Origin of the sequence: Enhygromyxa salina (assembly GCF_000737335.2) — a bacterium.
GTDB classification, from domain to species: Bacteria; Myxococcota_A; Polyangia; order Nannocystales; family Nannocystaceae; genus Plesiocystis; species Plesiocystis salina_C.
In genome coordinates this window covers 26,040-51,813 of the sequence record NZ_JMCC02000062.1, presented here as the reverse complement: position 1 = coordinate 51,813, position 25,774 = coordinate 26,040, and the positions used below count along the sequence as shown (strand labels likewise).

Here is a 25,774-nt window from a genome sequence, read left to right as displayed (position 1 = left end):
CCCGTGCCTACGGCGCGTGGAAAATTTTCCGCTCCCAGCCATTGTTGCCGTTGAGAAAGGTACCGCCACACCGATAGCCGCTGGTGATCGCGTCGCCGCCCGTGTGCCAGCACATCCGAAACTGTGGATTGACGTTGTCAACGTCGCAGGAGTTGCGGTCGACGCTGTTGCCCCCCTGCGCGAAGCCCATCGAGTGGCTGTTGCTGTAGTACCACGCCACGCCGTTGCCTTGATGCGTGGCGTTGACCCCGTTGCCGGTCGGAAACAGCACGTCGGCGCGGTCACCCATGGCGAGCACCGCGTAGGTCGGCGAGCCGACCTGGCGGCAGGCCTCGAGCAGCTTCGAGCCGGTGCAGTTCTGGCTCAGGATCGTGTTGCTCAAGTTCGGGGACGGGGTCCCGTAGAGCCCGCTCCAGCACTCGGTCCAGCCGGTGAGGGCCTGGGCCGAGACGTTGGTCTGCACGCCCACCGCCCAGTAGAGACTGGCGGTGCAGTCGTTCGCGCACCCGTCGTCGTCGACCTCGTTGCCGTCGTCGCACTCCTCGACCCCGGCGTGGACGTGTCCATCGCCGCAGACCGCGTTGAAGCAGGTGGCGCAGTCGTCGGTGTTCTCGAAGTTGCCGTCGTCGCACTCTTCGAGCAGCGCGTGAACGTAGCCGTCGCCACACGTGGCCGAGAGGCAGGCGATGCAGTCGTCGGTGTCGTCCCCGTTGCCGTCGTCGCACTGCTCGTTGCCGGCCCAGATGTAGCCGTCGCCACAGATCGGCACCCTACACGCAGCGCAGTCGTCGGTGTGGTCGTCGTTGCCGTCGTCGCACTCCTCGTCACCTTGGAGCATGCCGTCGCCGCAGGTGCCAGACATGCACATGTTGGTGCAGCCGTCGTCGTTGACGTCGTTGCCGTCGTCGCACATCTCGACGCCCTCGTGGACGATCCCGTCACCACACACGGCCGCAGTGCAGGCGTTGGTGCACGCGTCACCGTTCGTGGGGTTGCCGTCGTCGCACTCCTCGTCGCCCTCGACCAGACCATCGCCGCACAAGGCCGGGTCGCCGTCGCCGTCGCCCGTGGTGGGGTCGCCATCGCCATCGCCGGCCGGATCACCGTCGCCGTCGCCAGCGGTCTCGGACATGTCGCCGTCGCCGTCGCCGGGCGCCGAGGTCATCGTGAAGGTGGTGGTGGCGTCGGCCCCTGCGTCGTCGGTGCAGCCAAGGGTCAAGACCAGCGCAGGAAAAAGAGCAATCGGGGCCACGAGCCGTGTCATGGGCCGAGTATGCAGAATTTCTGCGTGCGCGTGACCCCACCCCCGCGTTGGGCTCGTCGGCGATCCGCGCGAGGGCCTCCACGGCGATCGCGACCATGGCCGCACCCGAGCGGGCGCGGCCATGGTCACTGCTCATACAGGCTCAGTTTGCCTGGTAGATCTTCCGCTCCCATCCGTTGTTGCCATTGAGGCCAGTCTGGGCGCCGCAGCGCCAGCCAACGTTGATCTGGTCACCGCCGGTGTGCCAGCACAGACGGAACTGCGGGTTGGTGTTCTGGGTGTCGCAGGAGCTGCGGGAGACGGGGTCACCACCCTGCGCGAAGCCCATCGAGTAGCTGTTGCTGTAGTACCACGCGACCCCGTTGGCCTCGTGCTTCGCGGCGTTGCCGTTGCCAACGTCGAACAACACGTCCGCGCGATCGCCCATGGCCAGCACGGCGAAGTTGGGCGCGCCAACTTGGCGGCAGGTCTCGAGCAGCTTGTCGCCGGTGCAGCTCTGGCCAAGGATGTTGTTGGTCAAGTTGGGGTAGCCGGTCCCGTACAGGCCGCTCCAACACTCCGTCCAGCCGGTCAGGGTCTCCGGGGGTACGTCGGTCTGCACGCCCATGGCCCAGTACAAGGTGGAGGTGCAGTCGTTCGCGCACGCGTCGTCGTCAACGTTGTTGCCGTCGTCGCACTCCTCGACCCCGGCTTGGACAAAGCCATCGCCGCAGACCGCGATTGAACAGGTCGCGCAGTCGTCGGTCTCGTCCATGTTCGCGTCGTCGCACTCTTCGACCATGTCTTGGATGTAGCCATCGCCGCAGGTGGCCGCGACGCAGCTGATGCACGCGTCGGTGTCCTCCATGTTCGCGTCGTCACACTCCTCGTTGTCCGCCCACACGTAGCCGTCGCCGCAGCTGGCCATCTGACAGCCGGCACAGTCGTCGCTGTTGTCATCGTTGCCGTCGTCGCAGACCTCGTTGCCCTGGATCATGCCGTCGCCACACGAGCCGGCCATGCACATGCTGTTGCAGCCGTCGTCCTCGACGTCGTTGCCGTCGTCACACATCTCGACGCCCTCCTGCAAGATCCCATCCCCACACACAGCGGTCGTGCAGGCGTTGGTGCACGCGTCGCCATCGGTCGGGTTGCCGTCGTCGCACTCCTCGACCCCGCCGTAGACCAGCCCGTCGCCGCAGGCAGCGTTCAGGCACGCGCTGGTGCAGGCGTCGGTGTCGTCGGGGTTGCCGTCGTCGCACTCTTCGTCGCCGCCAACCACACCGTCGCCGCAGGTGCCCGGGTCGCCGTCGCCATCACCGGTGGGGTCGCCGTCGCCGTCGCCGTCGCCGTCCCCCGGATCGCCGTCGCCGTCGCCGTCGCCCTCGGCGGAGCCGGTTTCATTCGTGTCGCCGTCGCCGTCGCCGTCGCCGGTCGTCGACGTCGTCGGGAAGGTCGAAGCTGAATCGGTCGAGGCGTCATCGGTGCAACCAGTGACCAAGACAAGAGATGAGAGCAGAGAGAGCGGGATGACGAATCGTGCCATGCGTCGAGTATGCATACTTCCAATGCGCGCGTGCCCCCTTTTGGCAAAACTAACTCGTGTCGTGTATGGCGATTTCGCCCAGCGTGAATGCGCGCAGGCAAATCGTAGTTGACGGCCCCGATGGGCCACGTGTGACCACCCCGTCCCCATTCGCGCGAATTTAGCCAGCATCGATCGGGTGCCCATGTGGTCACGATGCATTCCCAACACAGCCGATGGACATTGCCGATTCGCGCTCACATCGCGTGACACTTAGCGTCAGTGGGGCAATATGCACACCGTGGTCAAGCCCAGCTGCAGAGAGGGGCAGACAGCCCCGATCGGTGCTCTACAAGCTGATACCAAGCGAATAGCGGCGGAGCACCTTGCTGCACTCAGCGTCTTCGGCGAACGATGCCCGCTCTGGATCCGTGACCGCGAGCGGCGACAGCTCGGCGATGCACGCGACGAGATCGCCAAGCTCGAGATCATCGAGGACCTTCAGCTCATCCGCCGTTACCCCGAACAAGCGCAAGAACAACAGCGATCCGTGCACAGTGTTGATCTTGCCCAGCAGCGGATCGGGCAGGCAGATCAGCCCGGTGAGAACGCTGTCTTGGGGCCCGTCGCTGCCCGGTGCGACCAGCGAGGCCCCAAGATCGATCGCGTGCCCCGAGTCGAAGCCGCCCCCGGTCGAGAGCACGTGGTGACCGATGCTCTGCAACAACCGCAGCGGCCACGCAGGTGGACGCTCGTCGGTGGAGACGCCGGACCCAGGCAGGCGCAGGCTCAGCTCGAAGCCAAACCCCGACACGTTGGGGTCGTTCGAGCTCTTGTCGAACAGCTCGCTGAGCCCGTAGGTCACGTATAGCCAGCCCGCCGGGGCGCTCGTGGCCCACACCGTCACGGCTGGCAGCGGGTTGGGCGACTCGAGCTCGTACGCGGTGTGGCTGGTGAATTGATGCGGGACCTGCCCGCCAAAGCGCGCGCCGACCCAACGATCGATCGCGTCCCAGCCCGGCGCTGGGATCTTGGCGTCTTCGTCGTGCTGGTTGCTCATCCCTTGCGCTCGAACTCTTGCATGAACTCGACCAGCGCGGTCACGCCCGCGAGCGGGAAGGCATTGTAGATCGAAGCGCGACAGCCACCGACGCTGCGATGGCCCTGCAGCCCCGAGAACCCGGCCGCGGTCGCCTGCTTGACGAAGCGCTTGGTCATCGCCTCTTCTTCGCCAGCGGGCGCGCCGCCGAGGGTCCAGACCACGTTCATGCGCGACCGCGAGCCGGGCTTGGCCAGCGGCTTGTACAGCGAAGATCCATCGAGCAGGGCGTAGAGCGCGTCGGCCTTGGCCTGGTTGCGCGCGGCCATGCCCGCGACCCCGCCGTTGTCCCGCACCCACTCGAGCATGAGCTTGAGGACCAGCGCGCCAAAGGTGTTGGGCGTGTTGTAGAGCCCGCCTTTGTCGGCGTGGGTCTTGTAGCGAAGGATCATGGGGACGCCGGCCTGCGGCGGCTGGGCGGCGGCCCACTCGCGCTGATACCAGACCAAGGTCACACCGGAGGGTCCCAGGTTTTTTTGTGCGCCCGCGTACCCGAAGGTCGCGCGCTCGAGGCCCATCGGGCGGCTGCCGATGTTGCTGCTGGCGTCGACGATCAGCGGCGCTTCGACCTCCGGCATCGACTCGTACTCGGTCCCGAAGATCGTGTTGTTGCTGGTCACGTGCAGGTAGCAGGTCTGCTCGGGCAAGCTCGTCGGGATCTCGGGGATGTGGTCGTACTTGCTGGGCTTCGAGCTGGCGACCACCGCGGTCTCGTGCCCGCGCGTCTCGGCGACGACCTTGCTCTCTTTGATCGCGTTGGCTGACCACGAGCCAGTGTCGACGTAGCAGGCCGTGCGACCCGCCGCGGCGAAGTTGAGCGGGATCATTCCGAACTGCAGCGACGCGCCACCTTGCAGCAGCAAGACCTGGCAGCTCTCGGGGATCCCCAGCACCTCGTGAACCAGCGAGATCGCCCCGGTATGGATCGCGTCGAAATCTTTGCTGCGATGTGAGATCTCCAAGAGCGACAGACCAATGCCCTCGCCGTCGGCCGCGTGCGCGTTGCTGCGAAGCTCGAGGACCGACGACGCGGCGCGCTCGAACACCTCGGGCGGAAGGATCGCGGGTCCAGCAGAGAAGTTGAAGATCTGGGACGCTGCCATGCGCCCAAGGTACCTGGGTCGTGTCCCTAGATCGAGACCCGCTGCGGTGGTAGATTCTCCCGCCGTGTCGCACCGCACCAGCTTTCCCCCGGTCCAGGAACTCGTCCCCGGCGAAGGCCCCTTGAAGGCCACGTTCCGCACCAACTTGGGCAACTTCACCGTCGCCCTGCTCGAGGAGCTCGCGCCAAACACGGTGTCGAGCTTCGTCGGCCTCGCCACCGGCAAGGGCGAGTGGGTCGACCCGGTCTCGGGCGCGCCCGGCAGCGGCCGCTACTACGACGGCGTCATCTTCCACCGGGTCATCGCCGGCTTCATGTTGCAGGGCGGTGACCGAACCGGCACCGGCCGCGGCGGCCCCGGGTACACCTTCGACGACGAGTGCAGCGCGCAGGCCAAGCACACCAAGGCCGGGATCCTGTCCATGGCCAACGCCGGCAGCCGGGGCGGGCGCGGCAGCAACGGCAGCCAGTTCTTCGTGACCTTGGGCCCCACGCCGCACCTCGACGGAAAGCACACCGTGTTTGGTGAGGTGGTCGAGGGGCTCGAGGTGGTCAAGGCGATCGGCGCGACCAAGACGGCGGCGGGGGATCGGCCGATCCAAGACGTCCGCATCGAGACCATCGACGTGAGCCGGGGCTGACCATTACCCCCACAGCCGCCTTCGCACTTCGCGGTCACTCGCTTCGCTCGCTCCCAATGGGGTGTTTGTTTGCGGGCGTATGTGTGGCCCCCTAGAAGGGGGCTCTCGTCTGACCACCTGCAGGCACCGGGGGGCGCTCCACTCACGTGTCGTCCTTCGGTCCTTGGGCGGGTCGGGCTTGGACCGCCCGCTGACACCTGGTCGCTTCGCTCCTTGGGGCGGGTTGGGCTCAGGCGGCTACCATTGGCCCCATAGTTGTTCGTCGCCGTCGCGCATGCCGTCGGCGTCGCGGTCGATGCCCAGGCGCTCGCCCGAGCCTGGTGGGACGCAGGTGTAGGTCACGGGGGCGCCCAGAGCCAGCAGGCGGACTTGGGCGTCGCTGAGGCTTGGCAGATTGACGAAGCTCGTCGTGTAGGCGCCGCCCTCGTAGAAGAGGCCCAGCTCGAACGGACCAAGCCGGGTCTTGGCGATGAGCTCGCACTCGTTGGCGTTGGCTCGCTCGCGCAGCAGGTTGATGCTGGCGTTGACGGCGGGCCACGCCTGGGGCTTGAAGTCTTGTTTGCGCAGGGTGACCTGCTGGCCGACGACCGGCGCGAGGTTGGTGTCGATCGCAAACAAGAAGCTGGCGACTTCCTGCATGGTCTCGAGGTCGTGGAAGCCCCCTGGCGCGAAGCTGAAGCCGTTGAAGATCCGCATGATCTGGTCCTTGGAGCCGTCGTGCGCGTAGCCGTAGCCGCGGACCTGATCGCCCTGGTGGCTGTCGTCGAAGAAGGGCCGCTCGGGGACGTTGAAGAAGAAGTCACCGCCGGCCATGCCGAACGCGCCCACCCGCGTGTAGAAGTTGCGCATCTGCGGGATCTTGAGGGTTTGACCGAGCTCGGCCAGCACGAGCTGGCCGTCGCTGCCGAAGAACCCAGGCCGCGCGACGCCGTACTCGGCGTTGGCCTGCGGGTCGATGCGGTGGCAGCTCTCGCAGGTGAACGGTGGCTCATCACCAACGATCACCGACAGGTTGTTGAAGAAGAAGTCGCGACCCGCCTGCTGCTGGGGCGTCAACGAATTGTCGAGGTTGCGGATCGGGTTGGGCGGGTAGGTGAGCTGCAAGGCGAAGTCCGTGAACGCCTGCATGTCCTCGGGGCTGAGCTGCTCGTCGCGGCCGAGCAGACCCGGGAACGCGACGTTGAAGGTGTTGAACGCGGCGACTTCGCTGTAGACCCCCGTGTCAGGCTGGGCGCTTGGCTCCTCGCCAGCGCCGTTTCGATCACCGCGCCAGTGCATCGGCCCGTGGTTGTCCAGGCCGCGCAAGCTCTGGGTCAGCATCGGGCCCTTCATGGGGTGATAGTCGATGTCGCCGATCCCAAAGTTGGTGCGGATGTTGTCGGGCGTTGCCATGACGTCGGCGTCGGGATTGCCCAGATCCCAAGCCAGGTCGTCTTTGTCGCCAAAGATGTGGCACGAGGCGCAGGATTGGTCACCGTGGCTCGAGCTCCCGGCGGCGTCGTACAGCGCCCGGCGCCCGGCGATGAGATCCGCCGGCTCCGGGTTGTGCATGGTCAGGTGGTCGATCTCCTCGAGGGCGTCGGTGTCGATGACCGAGATGCCGTTGTCGAACCGGGTCATGACGTAGAGCCGATCATGGGCCTCGTCGAGGACCAGCCCGGTCGGGCCGCCGCCGCTGACGGGGATCTGGTCGAAGGCGTCGGGGTAGAAGCTGTCGTCCTCGAGCTCGGCGGTGTAGTAGATCGCGACTTTGTCGTTGCCGAGCACGGCCGTGTACAGCACCGCGCCGTCGCTGGTGGTCGCCATGCCCAGGGGCTGCGACACGCTCAGCTCGGTCTCGGCGTTGGGTGCCGGGGCGCAGCAATTGTCGTAGTTGATGTGCTTGTTGAGCACGCGCGGGTGCACGCCCTGGGCGTCGAGCACGGTGATGCGATTGTCGACGAGGTGCCCGCGGACGGTGGTGTCGGCGAAGATGCCCGGGCCCTCGAACCGGACGTGGTTGCGAGCCTCTGTGTTGGTCACGTAGATCTTTCCGCTGACCGGATTGACGATCATGTTGAACAAGGTTGTGCCCACGCTGGCGAAGAAGCCGTCTGCGCCGGGCAGCAGCGCTGGCATGGCGCCGTTGGCGTTGATGACGAACACGTCCTTGTCGGGGAGATCGAACTTGACCAAGTCGTCCCAAACCCGGCCAAGCTCGTCGACCCAGTGGTCACCATCGAAGCGGACGATCAGGCCGTTGTCGGGCTCTGGGATGCCCGCATGGTTGATGTTTGGGCCCGGCAGCCCGCCAGCCTGCTCGCCCGCGTCTGAGATCAACGCCGGAGCGATGACCGTGGTCTGGTTGCCCGAGTTGAAGGCCGCGGCATAGACCCGCGAGCCGTCGGCGTTGACGGCGAGCGCCCGCGGCGTGTCACTAAAGAGGTTGACGATCGTCAGGGGCGCCGCGCTGGGTTGGTTGGCGTCGAACACCCAGACATCCGCCCGCCCAACGCTGGGTGTGGTCAGCTGGGGATCGAAGGGGGCGTGTTGCCCACGGTGGGCGGCGGTGATGAAGGCCCGCTTCTTGCCAGGCCCGGCGAACACGATGTCCCGGGGCTCGTCGCCCACCAGCAAGGTGCGCTGCACGTGGGCGTGCGGACCCACGTTGACCACGCTGACGTTGTCTGACAGGTGGTTGACGACCCACACCTCATGATTGTTGCGCGCTGCGACGGCGACCGGCTCGAGCCCGACCGGCACCGAATCCTCGTGCTCGAGGCCCGCATTGGTGATCGCGTAGATCTCGAGGCGGTTGTCGGGGGTGTTGACGACGAACAGCCGATGGCCATTGGGCGAAATCGCCATTGGCCTGACCTGACCGCTCTCGAACGCGGTCATTGGCTGCGATGCTCGTGCCTGGCCGGTGATACCAACGAGCGCAAGTGCCGAAACCACGGGGAACACCAGCTTGCGAAGATCCATCGCCCCCATGATTGATCAGTATGGACAATAACGCCAGTACGAATTCATACATTTGTCCGAGCGGTCCAGAATGCCACAATGATGATCTGCGCGGATGTGTCCAACGGCGCGTCGCTACTTCGCGCCTGTCCCAATTTGCCCACCACCGCGTGGATCGGGTCCAAGACGCCGCGCAATCGCGCCCGCGCAGAGCGGGAACGCGCAGCAACCGGCCCGGGGGCCGCGTTCTGGCTGGCCGGCTGGTGCCGATGAGCGAGAAAGTTCGCTTCCCGCAGTGAAAGCCCTCGCTAGCTGAAAACAGATCAAAAATAGTCCGATCGAAACACCTTGTTTCTCCAACTATCCATTCAGCACACATCGGCGCCGGTCCGCTCGGCACATTCATAGCTCATGGGGCTGCACGCCGTCATGGGGTGGGTGCACCGATCGTCTTGTACGCATTCGCTAGCGGCGCGACTCCGAGCAGGCTGACCGATGACGGGTTGGCGCGAGCTGGCACCGACTGCCACGAGTTGGCGCGGCGAGCGGCTCAGATCGAGCCGAGCACCTGCTCGACCCCAGGAAAGTCTTCCGCCCCGACCCCGCCCATCCGCACACATCGCAGGCGCCCGGCCGCGTCCACGAACAGGTGGATCGGCAGCACCGCATTGGCCGGCAACCCCAGCCCCTCGAGCCAACCGGACAGCTGCTCGGGGTCGCTGATCTGCAGCGTGTCCGCGACCTCGGGGTGCAGCTTCGCAAACTCCTCGAGGTTCACGTCGGCGCCATCGACAGAGATGAACACGAGCTCGGTCCGGTGCCCTGCCCCCGCGAGCTTGGCCGTCCAATCAGCGATCCGCGGAAATTCCTCGATGCAGGGCTTACACCAAGTCGCCCAGACGTTGACCCAACGGGCCGACCCAGCGCCCGGCCCAGCGCCCGACCCAGCACCCGCGGCGCCGGCCAGCGGAGGAAGCGAGAACGCTGGCCCGCCGTCGGCTTGCCAGTTCTCGCAAAACTGATCGGGCGCGAAGCGAGGATCGGCCTCGGCCTCAACGGCCTCGAAGCGGCTGCGCGAGCCGGCTGGATTCGGCTCGGACTTTCCGCTCTCACACGCCGACACGAGGCCGATGACGGCGACTACAGCCGACAGTCGATCCATGCCACGAACGCGCTGCGGTTGATGTGTTCGGGTTCGCATTCGTCGGCTCCTCCACTGCGATTCCAGGAACAGAAGCTCTGGTCGAGCTGGGCAAATTCCTCGCCCAGCCACAAGAGCCCGACCTCTTTGTCGAGATCTGGATCTTGGAAATTCTGGCGCAGGTGCTCCATCACCGCCTCTGCGCGGTCCTGCGAGAGCGCGCTGTTGGCCTCGAGCGATCCCTCGGGCGAGGCGCGGGCGACGACCAAGAAGTAGCTCGCGCCGCGCTGATCCGCGAAGGCTGCGTCGAGCAGCGCGAGGTCACGCTCGTCGAGGACCGCGTCGCCCTTGCCAAACTGCACGATGCTCGCGCGATCGACCAAGGGCAGGAACAACGCGTTGAAGTCCTCGCCCTCCATGGTCGCGACGTTCTTGGCGTCGATCGGCTGACACCCGCGGGTGTCGCCGCCGGCCAGGCCGCAGCTGGCCAAGACCCGACGCAGGACCTGGCGCAGACCGGCGTTGCAGTAGCCCTCGTCGGCCTGGGCGGCGACCGCGACCTGGGCCTGCTCGCCGGGGTTGGTCTCGAGCTGCTCGAGGCGATCCTCTGCGGCGCTGACCCAGTGGCCGACGAGAAACGAGGGCACGGCCAGCGCGGCCAAGCTGATGGCGATTCGTAGGGCGATCATGGGGTCTCTTTCTTGGCGGTGCCGCCTGACTTGTCGCGGGTCTTGCTGGCGGCCTTTGGCTTCGTCGGTGCTTCGAGCTTGGGCTCGGGCACGGCGGGCGGCGCCTCTCCGCGAAGCTTGCCCGCGGCCTCGAGCTCGAGCATTCGGGCGAGCGCCCAGTCGAGGCCCAGGTCCGTGTCTTCGTCGCAGACCTTGACCCCGGCCACGTACAGCTGCGGCGTCAACACCGGGATCGAGTTGCGGACCGCGAAGCGCAGCGACTTGTTGAGCTGCGACTCGACCTCGGCCGAGCCCAAGCACGCGGCCAGGGTCGGGAACTGGGCCGTGACCATGCGCGCTGCAGCGTCTGGGTCGGCCTTGCTGGCCTCGAGGATCTTCTCTTGCTCGGCGAACGCCCAGTCGATGACGGACGTCGGCGACAGCTTGTTTGGCTTGGCGCACAGGATCGCCTTGCTGACCGTGCACGCGCCCGGGTGCAGCGAGCGCGAGACCATCCAGTTGCAGGTGCTGTCGAGCGGAAACAGGACCGCCTTGCGGTGCAACTTGGACTCGACCTCGGATGCGTCGAGGCGCCGCTCGAACCCGCGGCAGGCTGCACACAGGGGATCGAAGATCTCGATCGCGTCAACCCGATCGACGGCGCTCCCGGTGTCACTGAGCTCGATCATGACGCCGTAGGGATCTTCCTGCTCGCGCAGGGCCCCGCAGCTGCCCAGGTAGCTCGAGAAATCTGGCGCGAGCAGCAAGTACAGGCCCGCGGGAATCGCCACGAACGCGCCCAGCTGAGCCGCCCCCGTCAGCCAGACCTTGACCGCCCCCGCCCCGCTCCCGCCGCCCGAACGAACGACCGCGCGCCGACACAGCACCGCGGCGATCAGCACCGCGGCGGAGCTGCCGTAGATGCCAATGCAGATCTTGCAAGCCGCGTGGAGCTCGGTCGCGGCGATGTAGCCCATCACCATGCTCGCGATGACGGGGATCACCGACGCGGCGATCAAGAAGTTGGCGGCGGCCTTGCGCTGATCTTGCTGACGCAGGATCAAATCCAACGCGCGCCACAGCAAGAACGCGAAGATGCCCATGGCCGGCAGCGCGATCGGCAGCCCGCCCCAGATCTTGGTGCGCAGCACCGACGAGTAGGGGCTCATCATCGCGACCTCGCAGCCGCTGGCCTGCTCACCCGCTGGCTCCTCGGCCCCGGGGATGAACGAGCAATGAATGGCGTGAACTTGGCGATCGAGGTGCTGCGCGAACTCGGCCGTGGAGAATGCCGCGAACACCAGCCCCACGGTCGCGGCCGCAGCGAGCACGATTGCGACGACCCTGAGCGCCGTCTGAGATCGGCCCGGGGAAGAGGGAGCTGCCGGAGCGGCAGCGGGGGGAGGGACCGCCGTCATGCCGCGCATTTTAGCAAGTGCGTGGGAATGTACAGGGCCGCAACACACGGCGCCGCGAGGCCGAGCCTGCTTACCCAAACCGGAGAGTACGAACGCAGCGCTCTTGGATCTTGGTCTCGACCGCCCGCGGCCCCCGGGCGGCTCGCACGATCTGCAGGGCGTCGTCGGCACTGACCCCGCGGCTGCGCAGCCAGGCCGCCGCGACCATGCCCGAGCGGCCGAGCCCGCCGACGCAGTGAACCAGCACGGACTGCCCGGCGGCGACCCGGACCTGAACCCAGGCCGCCGCCTCGCGCAGCTTGTCCGCGCTCGCGCCCTTTTGATCGAGCAGCGGCATGTGCAGGGTCGCGAGTCCGCTGTCGCGGTAGGCGTCGATCAGCTCCGGCACACCGTAGCGCTCGAGCTCCTCGTGGGGCACCAGACAGACGACGGCGTCGACGCCGGCCTCGCGCAGTGAGCCCAGATCTTCGCGCAGGTGTCGTCGCCAGTCGCGGCGTCCGGGCAGCACCGTCAGCCCCACGCGGCCGCCGGGCCCGCCGCTCGACACCTCATCGGCGAGCTCGAGAAAGTCGACCCGCAGCCGGGTCGAGGCGGTCAGCGTTGCCTGCACCCGGTCGACACAGCGCGCCGCCGTGTACAGCGCCCACTTGAGCTGCAGCGGGGTTGGCTCGTCAAACGACAGCGTGTGCCCAGCGTAGCGAAGCATCGCCACAAACAGCTGCAGCGGCGCGCGGTCCGAGTGCACGAGCCTGCGGTAGTAGGCCCGAAGCATTCGCAGGGTCGCCCAGGCTCGCTGCATCTGCGGCAAGGTTGAAGGGCACTGCGCGGGCAGCTCGGCCCACAGATCCTGCACATCGATCAGCGCGTCGGTGAGCTTGAACGCCTCGCGCAGCTCGTGCTCGGTCTGCACGGGAGTGAAGATGTAGAACAGATCGTTCTCCATCTTGACCAGGTCCATGAGCACGTGGGCCCGGCGGGTGTGGAAAAAGTCGATCAGCCACACGTTGTCGTGGCCGTCGAGCACGATGTTTTGGCCGTTGAGGTCGCCGTGCACGTGGGCCTGATAGAAGCGATCCTGGGCGCGCGCGGGCAGCTGCGCGAGCGTGCGCCGATAGAACACCGCCGGGTTGGTGACCTCCACGCCGGGCAGCAGCTCTAGCGTGTCGCCGGGGACCTCGTGACCCACGATCTGCTCGACGCTGCGCTGGACCCCCGGCGCCCGCTCGGGCGCGAAGAAGTAGTGCTCGAGCAGATCCCCAGACTCCAGGGTCGCGGCCTTGTACAGCCGCATCAGCTGCTCGCCGTAGACGGTGTTGATGACCTGCTCGACCTTCTCGAGCGCGAGGCCGCGCTGGTACTCCTTTTGAAATGTGGTGGTGAAGCTGCCGCCCATGGACGCGTAGCGGTATTTAATCGCGCCGCGGTCATCGAGATCGGCGAAGTCGCTGATCTGCGGGGCGTTGTTGCCCATCACGTCTTGGACCTGCTCGAAGTTGGTGCGCTCGCGGCCCATCTTGTCTTGCGGGCCGATCTTGACCACGTGCGGGACCTGCTCGTGACCGTGCAGATCCACGCTGGTGGTCCCCGCCACCAGGTTGCCCGAGAAGCCACCGCCGAGCAGCTTCAGCGTGACCGACCTGCAGTCGCGGAACAAGAAGCGCAGCAGCATCGCGTCGGTCGGGTCGAGCTGGGCCTCGCCCGCGTCGATCACCGGGTACTTCTCGCGCAGGCCAAGCAGCGGCGCGTTGGTGGTGCCGCCGCCCAGCCAATCAATGAAGCCGCCGACCGAGTCGATCACCTGAACACCGATGATCCGGTCGAGCTGGCTGAGCGCCTGAAAGTGGTGCTGGCGCGAGGACGAGGCCGTCAGAGCGGAGCACACGGCGATCTCGAATTCAGGGAACCGGGTGCGGATCTCATAGGCGAGGAACAGCACCTTGGCCTCCGTCCAGACCCCCGTCAGCCCGACGCGGCACGGGCCGGATCCGTAGGGCGCGAGGACCTCGGTCAGGCCCGTACCCTCGAAGTCGTTGAGCGTGACCGAGTTGATCAGCGCGATGTCCTTGGCGTGGCGCTGCGGCTCGGTGAACACGAACCGAGCACCCTCCGTGTCGCGAATGCAGTGTTCGCCGAATTGGGCCAAGTGCGAGCGCTGCTCGGGCTGGCTGGGGTCGTGCCAATCGCGGATGTGGACGACCCGCACGAGCTCGTCGGGCTGCGCGTAGGCCCACTGCATCATGCGCTCGACCGGGCCTTCGGCCGGCGTCTCACCCAGCAGCCGCAGCGCCTCGGCGTGACCCACGTGGAGCTGGTTCGGGATCGGGTCAAACCGCCCGATCGGCTTGACGAAATCATTCTGCAAGCACTGCGTGATCAACAAGCTGTGTCCAGCCCGGGCAAGGCCCTCTCCCCCGCTTGCGGGCGCATTCTTGGGCTGGATCATCGTAGGCAGCGAACGAGTTGGCATGGTGATCCCAGGGTAGGTCTTCGGGTCGTGAGCATCGGGCCGCGCTCAACCCCCGCGACGGCGGAGCGCGAGCAGACCGATGAACCCGACCACGGCAAACACGGCCGTCCCCTGGGTGACCTCGTCGTCGACGCTGCAGCGGTTGCACCCGCCCGAAGGCGCGAGGTCAGCGAGCGCGAGCGCGGGGGTCAGCAGGAACAGGGCGAGGGTGAGCGGGGCGAGAAGGCGTCGCACACGCCATCGTAGCCTGACGGCGGCGCGTCGTGGTCATGCGTGATCCGCAGCAGCACGTGCGGAACCTGCCACGGTAGGGCGAAACCCGCGGATTTGGCCGGTGTGTTCCGCTCGCCCGAGCTGAACACAGCTGCGCCTGCGCCGTGGCATGGAACCTGCTAATCGCCCGGTCCATGCAGCTCATACGGCTCTCGTCCTTGGTCTTGCTCTGTACTCTGACGCTCGCGTGCGGCGATGATCCGGGGCTCGCCGACTCCGAGGCAGGAACCGGCAAGGCAGGAACCGGCGAGACCGACGGAACCGAGGAGGCCGACAGCTCCGACAGCTCTGACAACGGCACCGACGGCGGCGCGGGCCTGTGTGACGATGACCCGGCGGACCTGGTCCGGCCCGATGGTTGGGGCCGCGACAGCCACTGCAAGGGGGCGACGCCCGACTACGACCGGCTGTTCGACGACACCAAGGTTCAGCGGCTCGATCTCACGATCGACCCCCTGGACTACGCGGACATGCGGTCCGACTTGGACGACATGGCGGCCAACAACAACTGGAACCTCGACCCGATCTACGTCCCCGCCGACGTCGCGTACGACGGCAAGACCTGGTGGCAGGTCGGGGTCCGCTACAAAGGCAACTCCTCGCTCCACTCCGCGACCAACCAGGGCATCGACAAGCTCGCGCTGCGCTTCAAATTTGACGAGTACGAAGCGGACAACCCCGAGCTGGTCGACCAGCGCTTCTACGGGTTCAAGAAGATGACCTTCTCGAACGCCTACAAGGATAACTCGCTGATCCGCGACAAGCTGGCCGGCGATATTTTTCGGGCCGCGGGGGTTCCGGTGGCCCGCTCGGCGTTCGTGCGCATCTACGTGGACGTTGGCCAGGGGCCGACCTACTGGGGTCTGTACACGATGATCGAGGATCCCTCGAACAAGATGCTCGACACACAATTCGCCGACGCCAGCGGCAACCTCTACAAGCCCGATGGCGCGGGCGCGCGGCTCCAGAGCTTTGACGCCGACAGCATGATCAAGAAGACCAACGAAGAGCTAGCTGACTATGCCGACGTGGAGGAGTTGATCAGCGTGCTCAACAGCGGCAGCGGAGCGCAGTGGCGCGCCGAGCTCGAGTCGGTGTTTGACGTGGATGGGTTCTTGACGCTGCTCGCGGTCAACCAGTCGATCGTCAACTGGGACAGCTATGGGTGGATGACGCACAACTACTATCTGTACGCGGATCCCTCGGATGGGCTGATCAAGTGGATCCCTTGGGACCTCAACGAGTCGCTGCTGATCCAAGGTGGCGGCGGCGGGCCTGGGCCGGGTGGCGGCGGCGGCGGGCCGGGCGGTGGGTCTGACTCGGTGCTCCTCGATGAGATCAGCGCGCAGTGGCCCATGATCCGTCGGCTGCTCGACGACGAGGTCTACAGCGCGGCGTACCGAGACAAGCTCCTCGACCTGCAGACGGGGGCGTTTGACCTGCAGACGACGACGGCGCTGGCGCAGACCTATCACGATCTGATCACGCCCTACGTCGTGGGCGCGGACGGGGAGCAGCCCGGGTACACCTTCTTGAACAGCGACGCCGCGTTCGAGAGCTCGATCTCGGGGGGCAACAACGCGATCGCGGATCACATCGCAGACCGCCACGCCGACGTGAGCGCGGCGCTCTGACCGGTATCTGGCTTCAGCTCGGGCGAGGTGCTCGCGGGCACCTCGCCGTCCTAGCCCTAGCCCTAGCGGGCCGCGAAGCTCAGTCGGCGATCAGCTTCTGTAGTTGCTGGGTCTGCAGCTGCACGCTCAGCGGGATGCCCAGCTTCGCGTAGCGATCAACCTCGGTCTCGAGGACTTGCTTGCCGTCGGCACCCCACGGGCGCACGCTGGGCTTGCTCAGCAGCACCACGCGCGAGACCTCGATGTTGGCGGCGGCGATCTTGGCCTGGAAGTCCTTGATGTAGGGCACCGCCGGGTCACCCTTGCCGTGGCCGTCGGTGCCGCCGTTGACCCACAGCCACAGCGGGTGCCCGCTGGAGTCGCGCGGGACCAGCTCCTCGAGCAGGGCGATCGCACGATCCTGTTCGGCCTCGAAGCGCAGATCATAGCGCTCGACCGCGAGCGCCCCATCGAGCAAGCGCCGGCCGTAGACGACGCGCCGGGTGATCGCCAAGGCCTGCGGCGCGAGCTCCCAACCCCACACGCCAAGCCCCTTGCCTTCGTCGCGCAGCTCGTGCTCGTTGGGGTTCTCCACGAAGATCGGGATGATCTTGTCGCGGCGCAGCTCGGCGCCAAAGTAGCTGCGATCCGAGGCTGCGATCCACTCGGCGCCGGCTTGCGCGACCGCTTCGGCGCCGCGCGGGGCCGCGTCGATCATCGCCTGGGCCGCGGCGGCCAACATCTGCATCGAGACCCTGGCGTTTTGGATCTGCAGTCGGGCGCTGGCGTCGGCCGTTGCGAGCGGTCGCGTCGCGTCACCAAACAGCCGCTCACTGACGGGGAACGAGCCAAAATAGGCGTTGATGTCGGTGCCCGCCCACGCGGCGTCGTCGTCGATCGGCGCGCTGCGTGGGGCGGTCAGCGGGCGGTTGGCGAGCGTCTGCGCGACCGCGACGGTGACCCAGCTTGGCGACATCATGAGCGCCCGCGGCCGCTGGGCGACGGGGTGATCTTGCTGCGAGAACAACGAGTCACGCAGCACGACCAAGCCGCCAACTCCCGCGGCGAAGCGACGCCAGTCCGCGGCCGTCTCGTCGCCAGATCGAAACAGCCCCGCCGCGTCCGGCTCGGCGCGAAAGTGCTTGTTGTTGCCCTCGTAGACCAAGTTTGCGTAGCGAGCCCGGATCGGGAGCGCCGCGCGGAGCACCAGGCCTTCGTAGCGCGCAGGGGCGTCGAGCCGCTCGCTGGGGTCGACCGTGGGCGTGCCGGGATCGTCGACTGGAGGCGAGCGGATCGTCAGGTCGCTCGCGGGCGTCGGCGCAGCGCTGGGGGTCTCGTCTACCGGTGGGCTGCGCGTGGGAGAGGGTTTGGACGCCTCCCCCGGGGGCGGCGTGACGCTGGTGCAAGCGCCAAGCAGCATCGCCAGCCACGCGAAAGATCGCGAAAAATTGTGGGAGCGGCTGACCGACATGGACCTGTTTTGCATGGGTCGGAAGGTCGTGTCGAGCTGGACCAGCCGACACATGCGCCCGGCCCCGTGCGACTGATCGCGCCCGCCTACTTGCAGCCGTCGTCGTCGGGCGTGCACGTGAAGCGCACGTGGATGTGGTCGTCGTGCTTGGGCTCGTGACGCACGATCCCATGCGCGGCGTAGGGCCCATCGGGGTACTGAAACACGTCGCGGAGCTTGGCCTTCGACCAGCCGTCCTTGCGCGCGGCCGCGTACAGCCAGCCCTGCAGCTCGTAGTCCAAGAACACCTTCTCGACGCCGCCGTCGCGCCCGGCCGTACGCACGAAGCTGACCAGCAGGGCCCAGGTCGCGGCGGCGTCGAAGTTGTCCTTGGTCGCGACCACGAACTCGCTTGGGTACCCGGCCGGGACCTTGCGGTAGTACAGCCCCACGTCGATGTCGCGCCCCGATTGGTGCGAGTGGTGGCCCGAGAGCGACCCGCCGTCCTTGTCGGACAGATCACCGATCGCCAGCCGGTGCAGCTTGGGAAACGCAGCGCGAGCGTCGGCCACCGCGTTGACGGTGTGGTCGATCACGTGCGCAGCCGCCCAGGTCCGCTCGATCCGACGCCGGTAGTAGGCCGAGCTCTGCGGCAGCTGACTCGGCTGGTACAGCCACCCGTGGCCCGGCCGACCGCGGCTCTGGCCGACCAGCAAGCGCACCGTTCGCTTGGCCTGACCCGGCACCCGCAGCTGCTGGCCAAGCTTGATCAGGTTGCCCTTGATGTCGTTGAGGGAGCGCAGCTCGGCGACGGTCGTTCCGTGCTTGCGCGCGATCGAGGATAGGCTGTCGCCGGCCACCACGACGTAGCGACGCCCGGCGGTGCTCGCCTGCGCCGAACCTCCCGAGCAGGCCGAGAGGTCCAGCTGGTTGCCAACGATGATCGGATCATCGACGTCCAGCTTGTTGGCCTTGCGCAGCTGCTCGATCGTGCAGCCGTTGTCCTCGGCCAGCTCCCACAGCGTGTCACCGCGCTGAACGATGTACGCCCGGGGCCCCGCCCACGCGGTAGATCGGGGCCCCGCGAGCGACACCAGGCTCGCCAAGCCCACGAGCATGATCAGCTGCAGCCGACGCATGCTCTCACCCTCCACCAAGCTGACATCGTGCGCAAATTTCTGGCATACGGTGGAGTCGCGCGCCGCGATAGCCGACCATTGACCTCGATGAGCACCTCCGACCGCCCCGACATCTTCGACGTCGACGACCGCGTTCGCGCCGGCAGCAGTTCACAGATCCCGGACATGCCGTCCTACCGCGAGCACTGGTCCCGGGCAGAGGCTGATCCAGACGGCTACTGGCTGGCCCAGGCCAAGCAGCGGGTGCGCTGGCGCAAGCAACCAACCCGCGGGCTCGAGGGGGACTTTTGGTCGATCCGCGAAGCGCCGATCTCGTGGTTTGCCGACGGCGAGCTCAACGTCACCGAGTCGTGCTTGGACCGCCAGCTCGAGCGCCGCGCAGACAAGACGGCGATCTTGTGGGAGGGCGACGAGCCCGGCGACGTCCGCACCCTGACCTACGCGCAGCTGCACGAGCAGGTGTGTCGCTGCGCCAACGCCCTCGTCGAGCTCGGGCTCAAGCCCGGCGAGCGGGTGATCATCTACATGGGCATGGTGCCCGAGGCCGCGATCGCGATGCTGGCCTGCGCGCGCGTGGGCGCCGTGCACTCCGTCGTGTTCGGCGGGTTCTCGGCCGAGGCCGTGCGCGACCGCGTGCGCGACTGCGGGGCTTCAATCGTCATCACCCAAGACGTCGGCAAGCGCGGCGGCAAGCACATCCCGCTCAAGGCCACGATCGACACCGCGCTCGAGGGTGAGCGCGGCGTCGAGACGGTGTTGGTCTACCAGCGCGATCCCGCGGTCACCGTCAACATGCAGGCCGGCCGCGATGTCTGGTGGCACGAGCAAGTCGACCCGGCCAGCCCCACCCACGAAGCCGCGCCCCGCCGCGCCGAAGATCCCCTGTTCGTGCTCTACACCTCGGGCTCGACCGGGCAGCCCAAGGGCCTCGTGCACAGCTGCGGCGGCTACCTGACCTGGGTCGCCTACACCCACGCGCTGACCTTTGATCTACGCGAGGACGACGTGTACGCGTGCATGGCCGACATCGGCTGGATCACCGGGCACAGCTACATCGTGTATGGGCCGCTGTGCAACGGCGCGACCAGCTTGATGTTCGAGTCGATCCCAACCTACCCCGACGTGGACCGCTACTGGGACATGGTCGCTCGCCACGGCATCACGGTGTTCTACACGGCGCCCACGGCCATCCGCACGCTCGCGGCTCACGGCGAGGCGCCGGTCCGCAAGCATGATCTGTCCTCGCTGCGGGTGCTCGGGACCGTGGGTGAGCCGATCGATCCAGTCGCGTGGCGTTGGTACTACGACGCCGTCGGCCAGGGTCGCTGCGCGATCGTGGATACCTGGTGGCAGACCGAGACGGGCGGCCACTGCATCACGCCGATCGCCCCGGCCACCCCGGAAAAGCCGGGTTCGGCGACCTTGCCGATGCCGGGGATCATCCCTTCGTTGGTCAACGACGAAGGCCGCGAGATCGTCGGTCCGGGGCAGGGTCGGCTGTGTATCGAGCACCCCTGGCCCGGGCTCGCGCGGACCGTGTGGGGGGACCACGCGCGCTACGTCGCAACTTACTTCGCGATGTTCGCGGGCCGCTACTTCACCGGAGATGGCTGCCGCCGCGACGCCGACGGCTACTACTGGATCACGGGCCGCGTCGACGACGTGCTCAACGTCTCGGGTCACCGCATGGGCACCGCCGAGTTCGAGTCCGCCCTGATCGCGATCGACGACATCGCCGAGGCCGCGGTCGTCGGCTACCCGCATGCGGTCAAGGGTCAGGGCGTGTACGCCTACGTGGTCTTGCAACCTGCGTGCACCGACGAGGCCGGGGCGATCCAGCGGGCCCACGCGGCCGTGCGCAGCTCGATCGGCGCCCACGCCCGGATCGATCGCTTGCAGATCGTGCCGGGCCTGCCCAAGACCCGGTCGGGCAAGTGCATGCGTCGGATCCTGCGAAAGATCGCGGAGGGCGAGCCCGACAAGCTCGGCGATGTCTCGACGCTCGCAGATCCCTCGGTCGTAGAGGTGATCGTGCGTGGGGCGGAAGCGCTCCGCAAGCCCTGACGCGGGGGGGGCCAAGCAATTGCGGCCGCGGGCTCGACCGCGTGACGCCGACCGCCCGGCCTGGCTCGGGGCTGGTCAGGACTTGGCTGCGCTCTACCGAGCGCGACCCGGCATCGGCGCGTCGAGCATCTGCCGGTCTGGGATGCTGTTACATTTGTGAGGGTGCGCGGTGTCGCAGACCGGTTGCGTGAAGCCTTCGACGGGCTGGTCAACGAGCGCAAACTCGATACGCCCGAAGAGTTGCCGGCGTCGCACGACGTGGTCACCTCGCGGGTGTGGGTGAGCAGTCAGCCCCGGCGCCCCCGCGAGCGGCTGCGCATCATCGCCAACATCCGCGACAACCCGTTCACCTCGGTCGGCGACATCACCCGCCCGGCGGCGCTCGGGACCATGCTCGAAGGCGCGATGTCGTTTGCGATCGACGACGTGATCGACGGTCGCTGCGAGGGCTTGGAGATCCGGTTGTTGACCGATGGGTCCGCCATGGTCACCCACACAGGCCCCGGCTTCGATCCGGATCGCGCGGCTCGAGGGCTGCAGCGCTGGCCGTGGCTGCGCCGCTCGGCCGAGGGCCAGGTCATGTTGACGCAGAGCCTGGCGGCCCCGGTCGTCACGTGCGCGCTCAGCCACTGGTGTCGGATCGAGATCACCCGCGACGACGGCGTCTGGCACCAAGCGTTCTACCGCGGCGAGGCCGAGTGCCCGCTGACTCGAGATCCGCCCAAGCCCGGCCAACAGACAAGGACGCGGGTGTGCTTTCGTCCTGACCCAGAGATCTTTGGCGAGCTGCGATTTTGCGTCGACGATCTGTACATGCGCGGGCTCGGGTTCTTGATGGAGCTCGCGCAGATCGAGCTGCGCATCCTCGATGAGCGCAACAACGCGCCGCCGTTGATCATGTACGGCACCGGCGGCCTCAGCCGCTCTTGAGCGCGGACAACAGCCTCAGTCGTCGTCGATCTCGTCGAGGTACGCCGAGCCCTTGCGGTAGCGCAGCTTGTCGCCGATCAGCACGCCGACCACCCCGACCGCGCCCCACGAGAACAGCGCCAGCACCTGCATCCGCATCAAGAAGATGAACCCCGCGTCGCTGCCCCCTAGGTCCCCAAGCGCGATCATCACCACGAAGGTCGCCAGCAGCCAGTTGATCGGCACCAGCGCGCCCGCGCTCGCTCGCGAGCCGCGCTTGACCAAGAAGGTCAGCAACAAGGGCGCGCCCAGCATCAGCGGCGCGGTCACGCCCAGGTAGCGCCACTGATCCACCGCCCAGAACGTGAAGTCCCGCGAGGTCATGGCGGTCACGAAGATCGTGAAGCTGCTGTCGCCGCGGGCGTCGATGCAGCCCTTTGACATTTGCCCGTGACACTCGAGCGCGAACCCCAGCGGCTCGCGGAGGAACACGACCACCAGCGCGAACGCGATCGAACACCCCAGCGCCACGAGCATCACCCACGGCCACTGCACGCCGTCGCGGTCCTGCTCGGCGTCGCATTTGGGACACCGCACGGGCGGCCGCGGCCGCAGCGAGTAGCGGCTGTGGCACTGCACGCAGGTGGCCTTGCCGGTGATCTGCTCTTGCGCGATCCAGCCCGCGAACGCGAACAGGATCGCGGTGAACAACATCAAGAGCAGCAGCTGCGTCAGCAGGATCGGCGCGGGGCCGCGCAACACGAAGCCATCGCCGGCGATCCACAGGTCACTGCGTAGGTGCCCGCCCGCAGCGCGGGCCATGAACAGCCACAGCACGAACTGCGCGAACACACCCGCGGTGGCCCCGAGCACGACCTCGCGCAAGTACCGACCCGCGAACACGATCGAGGCGACCAGCCCCGCCAGCCCAAACGCCAGGGCCAGCCCGAACACTTGGGACAGATCCGCGTTTGACGTCAGGACCTCGACCCGAACCAAGCGCTCGCCTTCGACCCGCATCACGTCCGCGACCTCGAGGTGCATCGACAGCCCGGTCATCCACGCGAGCAGCACCGCGCCCACGCTGATCCCCGTGACGGTTGCGACCACGACACCGTGCAGCTTGCGAACCGGCGCGGTCGAGCGCTGGGCTTGGGCCAGCGGATCGAGCAGCCGGCCGCAGCTGTGACAGATCGTCGCGCTCGCGCCGTTTTGGGTCCCGCACTCCGAGCAGAACACCGAGCCGACCTCGATCCGGCGCATCCCGGAGTCGCTGTCGAACGACTCGCTGTCGGGCGAGACGGGCTCGTCCTCGGGGACCGTCTGGATCTCCTGCTCGTCCTCGGGCGCGTCCCCATGTTCTCGCATCGACCGGATGGTAGCGCAGTCCCCTGGATCCTCGATTGCGCTGGGGCTGGGTTTCCCAGCCAGCGGGGTATAACCCCCGCAGTGCTCGGTCTGCTCGTGATGCTGCCGCTGGTGCTCGGCGCTCAGCAGTGCCCCTCGGTCCTCGACCCCGCGGTTGAGCCGCGCCTTGCCTGCTTCGTCGACGCGACCCCGGCCTGCCCGCCTGACCGACGCTACTGCGTGGGCTTGCAGCTCCACCTCGCGGACGGGGCCGAGCAGACCCCCGCGTGGATGGCCGCCGAGCTCGAGCACGCGTTCAAGCTGTTCGCGCCCGCCGATGTCGGCTTCACGGTCGTGGGCATCGACGCGATCTCGGCCGAGTTTGCCGTCATGCACACCGCGGATCAGCGCGACGAGGTCGGTCGCCAACAGTTCACCCGCGGCGTGATCCACGTGTACCTGGTCGCCCAGCTCGACGACGTCGACATACCGGGCGCCCAGATCCGCGGGGTCCACTGGCGCCAGCGCAGCAACACCGACAAGCGCTGGATCATCTTGTCCCAGATCGGCTCCAACGTGGTCATGGCCCACGAGCTGGGCCACTTCTTTGGGCTGCCGCACTCGCGCTACACCGACAGCATCATGAACAAGCGCCCGCGCGAGCAGCCACCTTGGGACGCGCGGGTGTTCGTGCCGCAAGAGCTCGAGATCGTGCTGAAGCAACGCGACGCGATGCTCCGCGATGGCTCGCTCGAGACGATCTCTAGCCCCCGCTGAAGCCGCTGAAGCTCACTTGACCGTGAACGACACCGAAGCGAGCTCGGTCCCGTCTTCGGTGGTGATCGTCGCGGTCCACTCGCCCTGGTAGCCGGTCTTCTTGAGCGGCAGGTAGCTGCGGGTCAGGTAGGCGTGCGCGTCCTTGACGGTGACCTTGCTGGTCCGCGATCCGTGGCCGCCGGTCTTGGCCCACGTGACCGTGAGCGTCTCTTCGGCGCCAGCGGGATGCACGATCCGTAGGCAGATGTTGGCCCGGTCGTCGATCTCTACGTCAAAGGTGTCGGTTGGCTCGACGCAGCGACTCTTCTCGAACCCGCGACCCACGACCAAGCTGTCGAAGTGGATCCCGTTGGCCCCGATCGCGCTGACCGGCGGGCCGTCGCCCTTGGCGTTGGGCAAGCTCTTGAACGCCGCCGCGTTCTCGGGCGGCGTGCCCGGTGCGATCACGGCATCGCTGCGGATGTCCGCGCCGGGTGGCGGCTTCCAGTCGGTTGGGGATCCGCTGGCCGGCTCGCTTGGGGCTTCGACGTTGGCCTCGGCTGGCGGCTCCTCGGTTGGCGGCTCCTCGGCTGGTGCAACGGCAGCAGGCTCGGCGCTTCGCGCAGGGGTGACCGGTGCGGGCTCGGCCGGCTTGGGCTCGGCCGCTGTCGCGGGCGCGGGCGTCTTGTTGGCGACTTGCTCGTTCGCGCCCGGGTCGGCAGGCGCCCCACATGCAAGGGTGGAGAGCAGCAGACACGAGACCAACACGATCGGAATTCTCGACATGCGCGATCGTCCGCCGTGTACCCGCCCGCGTCAATCAACAATCACGCAAACCCACTGTAGCGGATGTCCCCACATCCCCGGCTGCTGGCCTCGCTCGCGCCGATCGTTCCTGCTAGCCTCGGGCCGCGATGAGCTCTTCTGGCGACAAGCCTGGCGCCCAGTCGCCCGGCGTCAAATCGCGCTACATCGTCAGCGCGTGGTACGACTGGGTGTTCTTTCTGCTCCCGCCGATCCTCGCTCTGTTCGTGGGCATGGGGATCTCTGGCACCCCGTTTGCCGATGACCGGTTCACCTGGTGGGGCTGGGAGGTCACCTGGTCGGGGCTGCTGATCGGCGTGTTCATTCACGCGCACCTGATCTTGGTGTTCGTGCGCAGCCACGGCAACAAAGAGATCTTCAAGCAACACAAGCTGCGCTTCGTGTTGGTGCCGCTGCTGCTCTACGCGGCGATGCTGTCTTCCAACTACGTGCTCTACACCTGCTCGGTCATCGCCACGTTCTGGGACGTCTACCACTCGGGCATGCAGACCTTCGGGTTTGGTCGCATCTACGAGGCCAAGGCCGGCAACCAGCCCACCCACGGGCGCAAGCTCGACTGGGCCCTCAACCAGCTGCTCTACGCCGGCCCGATCGTCGCTGGCGCGGTCATGCTGGATCACTTCGAGGACTTCAACGAATTCAGCGACGTCGGCCTGATGTTCTTCACCAAGATCCCGGTGTGGATGGACGGCAACCACGCCTATTTCACCTGGGCGATGCTAGGCGGCGGTGCCGGGTTCTTGGCCTACTACGTCTATGCCCAGTTCGAGCTGCAGCGCGCCGGCCACACGGTCTCGTGGCAAAAAGTGTTCTTGTACGTCACCACCGGGGCGACCTCGCTCTACACCTGGGGCTTCAACAGCTTCGGCGAGGCGTTCTTCATCATGAACCTGTTCCACGCGCTTCAGTACTTTGGAATCGTGTGGGCGACCGAGAACAAGAACATGCAGCGAATGCTGCGGGTAGAGGGCAAGCCGCTGGGCAAGTGGCTGACCCTTGGGCTGTTCGTGGCCCTGGCGCTGCTGTACGGGACGTGGGTCCAGTACATGGATCCCAGCGTGCACATGTGGTGGGCGCTGACGCTGTTGGTCTCGCTGATGCACTTTTGGTACGACGGGTTCGTGTGGTCGGTGCGCAAGAAGCAGGTTTGA

The 25,774-nt window shown here is 67.0% G+C and carries 20 protein-coding genes; 6 read left to right on the top strand and 14 right to left on the bottom strand.

The genetic code is table 11. From position 1 onward, the window contains the following. Nucleotides 1-7 precede the first annotated feature (7 nt). The 4 genes from DB30_RS23120 to serC all read right to left on the bottom strand — a co-directional run bounded on the left by DB30_RS23120 (nt 8) and on the right by serC (nt 4,970). Nucleotides 8-1,264: a DUF4215 domain-containing protein gene (locus DB30_RS23120; RefSeq protein ID WP_276204373.1), complete on the bottom strand. Its 1,257-nt coding sequence runs from the start codon at nt 1,262-1,264 to the stop codon at nt 8-10. A 142-nt stretch (nt 1,265-1,406) separates the two neighbouring features. Then, the gene (locus DB30_RS23115) at nt 1,407-2,789 is read right to left on the bottom strand and encodes a DUF4215 domain-containing protein (protein ID WP_165703909.1); all 1,383 of its coding nucleotides are present in this window, start codon (nt 2,787-2,789) and stop codon (nt 1,407-1,409) included. Between the two features lie 328 nt (nt 2,790-3,117). After that, the gene (locus tag DB30_RS23110; protein ID WP_052552627.1) at nt 3,118-3,828 is read right to left on the bottom strand and encodes a suppressor of fused domain protein; all 711 of its coding nucleotides are present in this window, start codon (nt 3,826-3,828) and stop codon (nt 3,118-3,120) included. Further along, a complete protein-coding gene (serC, locus tag DB30_RS23105; protein ID WP_052552625.1) occupies nt 3,825-4,970 on the bottom strand; it encodes a 3-phosphoserine/phosphohydroxythreonine transaminase in 1,146 nt (381 codons plus the stop codon). The genes DB30_RS23110 and serC overlap by 4 nt, the downstream gene beginning before the upstream one ends. Before the next feature lie 64 nt (nt 4,971-5,034). On the opposite strand from serC, the gene DB30_RS23100 reads away from it, so the two are divergent. Beyond that, nucleotides 5,035-5,610, top strand: a complete 576-nt coding sequence (locus tag DB30_RS23100) for a peptidylprolyl isomerase (RefSeq protein WP_276204372.1) — start codon at nt 5,035-5,037, stop codon at nt 5,608-5,610. 237 nt (nt 5,611-5,847) lie between these two features. Here the strand turns inward: DB30_RS23100 and DB30_RS23095 are convergent, their stop codons facing one another. The 6 genes from DB30_RS23095 to DB30_RS23070 all read right to left on the bottom strand — a co-directional run bounded on the left by DB30_RS23095 (nt 5,848) and on the right by DB30_RS23070 (nt 14,481). Continuing rightward, nucleotides 5,848-8,490: a YncE family protein gene (locus tag DB30_RS23095; protein ID WP_240480303.1), complete on the bottom strand. Its 2,643-nt coding sequence runs from the start codon at nt 8,488-8,490 to the stop codon at nt 5,848-5,850. 613 nt (nt 8,491-9,103) lie between these two features. Next, the gene (locus tag DB30_RS23090; RefSeq protein WP_052552620.1) at nt 9,104-9,715 is read right to left on the bottom strand and encodes a TlpA family protein disulfide reductase; all 612 of its coding nucleotides are present in this window, start codon (nt 9,713-9,715) and stop codon (nt 9,104-9,106) included. Beyond that, entirely contained in the window at nt 9,694-10,383 is a 690-nt protein-coding gene (locus DB30_RS23085) for an OmpA family protein (protein WP_052552619.1), read from the bottom strand. The genes DB30_RS23090 and DB30_RS23085 overlap by 22 nt, the downstream gene beginning before the upstream one ends. Then, entirely contained in the window at nt 10,380-11,693 is a 1,314-nt protein-coding gene (locus DB30_RS23080; RefSeq protein ID WP_052552617.1) for a vitamin K epoxide reductase/DsbA family protein, read from the bottom strand. Before DB30_RS23080 ends, DB30_RS23085 begins: the two co-directional genes overlap by 4 nt. A 157-nt stretch (nt 11,694-11,850) precedes the next feature. Then, on the bottom strand, nt 11,851-14,247 hold the full coding sequence (locus DB30_RS23075) for an isochorismatase family protein (protein WP_146660216.1): 2,397 nt from the start codon (nt 14,245-14,247) through the stop codon (nt 11,851-11,853). A gap of 45 nt (nt 14,248-14,292) precedes the next feature. Further along, a complete protein-coding gene (locus DB30_RS23070; RefSeq protein ID WP_052552612.1) occupies nt 14,293-14,481 on the bottom strand; it encodes an MYXO-CTERM sorting domain-containing protein in 189 nt (62 codons plus the stop codon). Nucleotides 14,482-14,654: 173 nt separating this feature from the next. Here DB30_RS23070 and DB30_RS23065 point away from each other — a divergent pair, with 173 nt between their 5' ends. Beyond that, entirely contained in the window at nt 14,655-16,154 is a 1,500-nt protein-coding gene (locus tag DB30_RS23065) for a CotH kinase family protein (protein WP_052552609.1), read from the top strand. A 79-nt stretch (nt 16,155-16,233) separates the two neighbouring features. Here the strand turns inward: DB30_RS23065 and DB30_RS23060 are convergent, their stop codons facing one another. Both DB30_RS23060 and DB30_RS23055 read right to left on the bottom strand, forming a co-directional pair. Further along, nucleotides 16,234-17,619 (bottom strand): hypothetical protein, encoded by a 1,386-nt coding sequence (locus DB30_RS23060; RefSeq protein ID WP_146660214.1) that lies wholly within the window; start codon nt 17,617-17,619, stop codon nt 16,234-16,236. Between the two features lie 71 nt (nt 17,620-17,690). Next, the gene (locus DB30_RS23055; RefSeq protein ID WP_146660212.1) at nt 17,691-18,722 is read right to left on the bottom strand and encodes a penicillin-insensitive murein endopeptidase; all 1,032 of its coding nucleotides are present in this window, start codon (nt 18,720-18,722) and stop codon (nt 17,691-17,693) included. An 87-nt stretch (nt 18,723-18,809) separates the two neighbouring features. Here DB30_RS23055 and acs point away from each other — a divergent pair, with 87 nt between their 5' ends. Further along, nucleotides 18,810-20,786, top strand: coding sequence for an acetate--CoA ligase (gene acs / locus DB30_RS23050; RefSeq protein WP_052552603.1), 1,977 nt, complete (start codon nt 18,810-18,812; stop codon nt 20,784-20,786). A 162-nt stretch (nt 20,787-20,948) separates the two neighbouring features. Then, nucleotides 20,949-21,716 (top strand): hypothetical protein, encoded by a 768-nt coding sequence (locus tag DB30_RS23045; RefSeq protein ID WP_146660210.1) that lies wholly within the window; start codon nt 20,949-20,951, stop codon nt 21,714-21,716. Nucleotides 21,717-21,731: 15 nt separating this feature from the next. Here DB30_RS23045 and DB30_RS23040 read toward each other — a convergent pair whose 3' ends face one another. After that, a complete protein-coding gene (locus DB30_RS23040) occupies nt 21,732-23,063 on the bottom strand; it encodes a zinc ribbon domain-containing protein (RefSeq protein ID WP_052552599.1) in 1,332 nt (443 codons plus the stop codon). A gap of 81 nt (nt 23,064-23,144) precedes the next feature. On the opposite strand from DB30_RS23040, the gene DB30_RS23035 reads away from it, so the two are divergent. Beyond that, entirely contained in the window at nt 23,145-23,819 is a 675-nt protein-coding gene (locus tag DB30_RS23035; protein WP_052552596.1) for a matrixin family metalloprotease, read from the top strand. Nucleotides 23,820-23,831: 12 nt separating this feature from the next. Here the strand turns inward: DB30_RS23035 and DB30_RS23030 are convergent, their stop codons facing one another. Then, nucleotides 23,832-24,584: a DUF2914 domain-containing protein gene (locus DB30_RS23030; protein ID WP_146660206.1), complete on the bottom strand. Its 753-nt coding sequence runs from the start codon at nt 24,582-24,584 to the stop codon at nt 23,832-23,834. Nucleotides 24,585-24,712: 128 nt separating this feature from the next. On the opposite strand from DB30_RS23030, the gene DB30_RS23025 reads away from it, so the two are divergent. Beyond that, a complete protein-coding gene (locus DB30_RS23025) occupies nt 24,713-25,774 on the top strand; it encodes a hypothetical protein (protein WP_052552592.1) in 1,062 nt (353 codons plus the stop codon).

Coding starts and splice junctions, on each gene's coding strand:
- DB30_RS23065 (WP_052552609.1), top strand. CDS start 14,655: ATGCAGCTCATACGGCTCTCGTCCTTGGTCTTGCTCTGTACTCTGACG.
- acs (WP_052552603.1), top strand. CDS start 18,810: ATGAGCACCTCCGACCGCCCCGACATCTTCGACGTCGACGACCGCGTT.
- DB30_RS23120 (WP_276204373.1), bottom strand. CDS start 1,264: ATGACACGGCTCGTGGCCCCGATTGCTCTTTTTCCTGCGCTGGTCTTG.
- DB30_RS23055 (WP_146660212.1), bottom strand. CDS start 18,722: ATGCGTCGGCTGCAGCTGATCATGCTCGTGGGCTTGGCGAGCCTGGTG.
- DB30_RS23060 (WP_146660214.1), bottom strand. CDS start 17,619: ATGCAAAACAGGTCCATGTCGGTCAGCCGCTCCCACAATTTTTCGCGA.
- DB30_RS23115 (WP_165703909.1), bottom strand. CDS start 2,789: ATGGCACGATTCGTCATCCCGCTCTCTCTGCTCTCATCTCTTGTCTTG.
- DB30_RS23085 (WP_052552619.1), bottom strand. CDS start 10,383: ATGATCGCCCTACGAATCGCCATCAGCTTGGCCGCGCTGGCCGTGCCC.
- serC (WP_052552625.1), bottom strand. CDS start 4,970: ATGGCAGCGTCCCAGATCTTCAACTTCTCTGCTGGACCCGCGATCCTT.
- DB30_RS23040 (WP_052552599.1), bottom strand. CDS start 23,063: ATGCGAGAACATGGGGACGCGCCCGAGGACGAGCAGGAGATCCAGACG.
- DB30_RS23030 (WP_146660206.1), bottom strand. CDS start 24,584: ATGTCGAGAATTCCGATCGTGTTGGTCTCGTGTCTGCTGCTCTCCACC.
- DB30_RS23075 (WP_146660216.1), bottom strand. CDS start 14,247: ATGCCAACTCGTTCGCTGCCTACGATGATCCAGCCCAAGAATGCGCCC.
- DB30_RS23095 (WP_240480303.1), bottom strand. CDS start 8,490: ATGACCGCGTTCGAGAGCGGTCAGGTCAGGCCAATGGCGATTTCGCCC.
- DB30_RS23090 (WP_052552620.1), bottom strand. CDS start 9,715: ATGGATCGACTGTCGGCTGTAGTCGCCGTCATCGGCCTCGTGTCGGCG.
- DB30_RS23025 (WP_052552592.1), top strand. CDS start 24,713: ATGAGCTCTTCTGGCGACAAGCCTGGCGCCCAGTCGCCCGGCGTCAAA.
- DB30_RS23110 (WP_052552627.1), bottom strand. CDS start 3,828: ATGAGCAACCAGCACGACGAAGACGCCAAGATCCCAGCGCCGGGCTGG.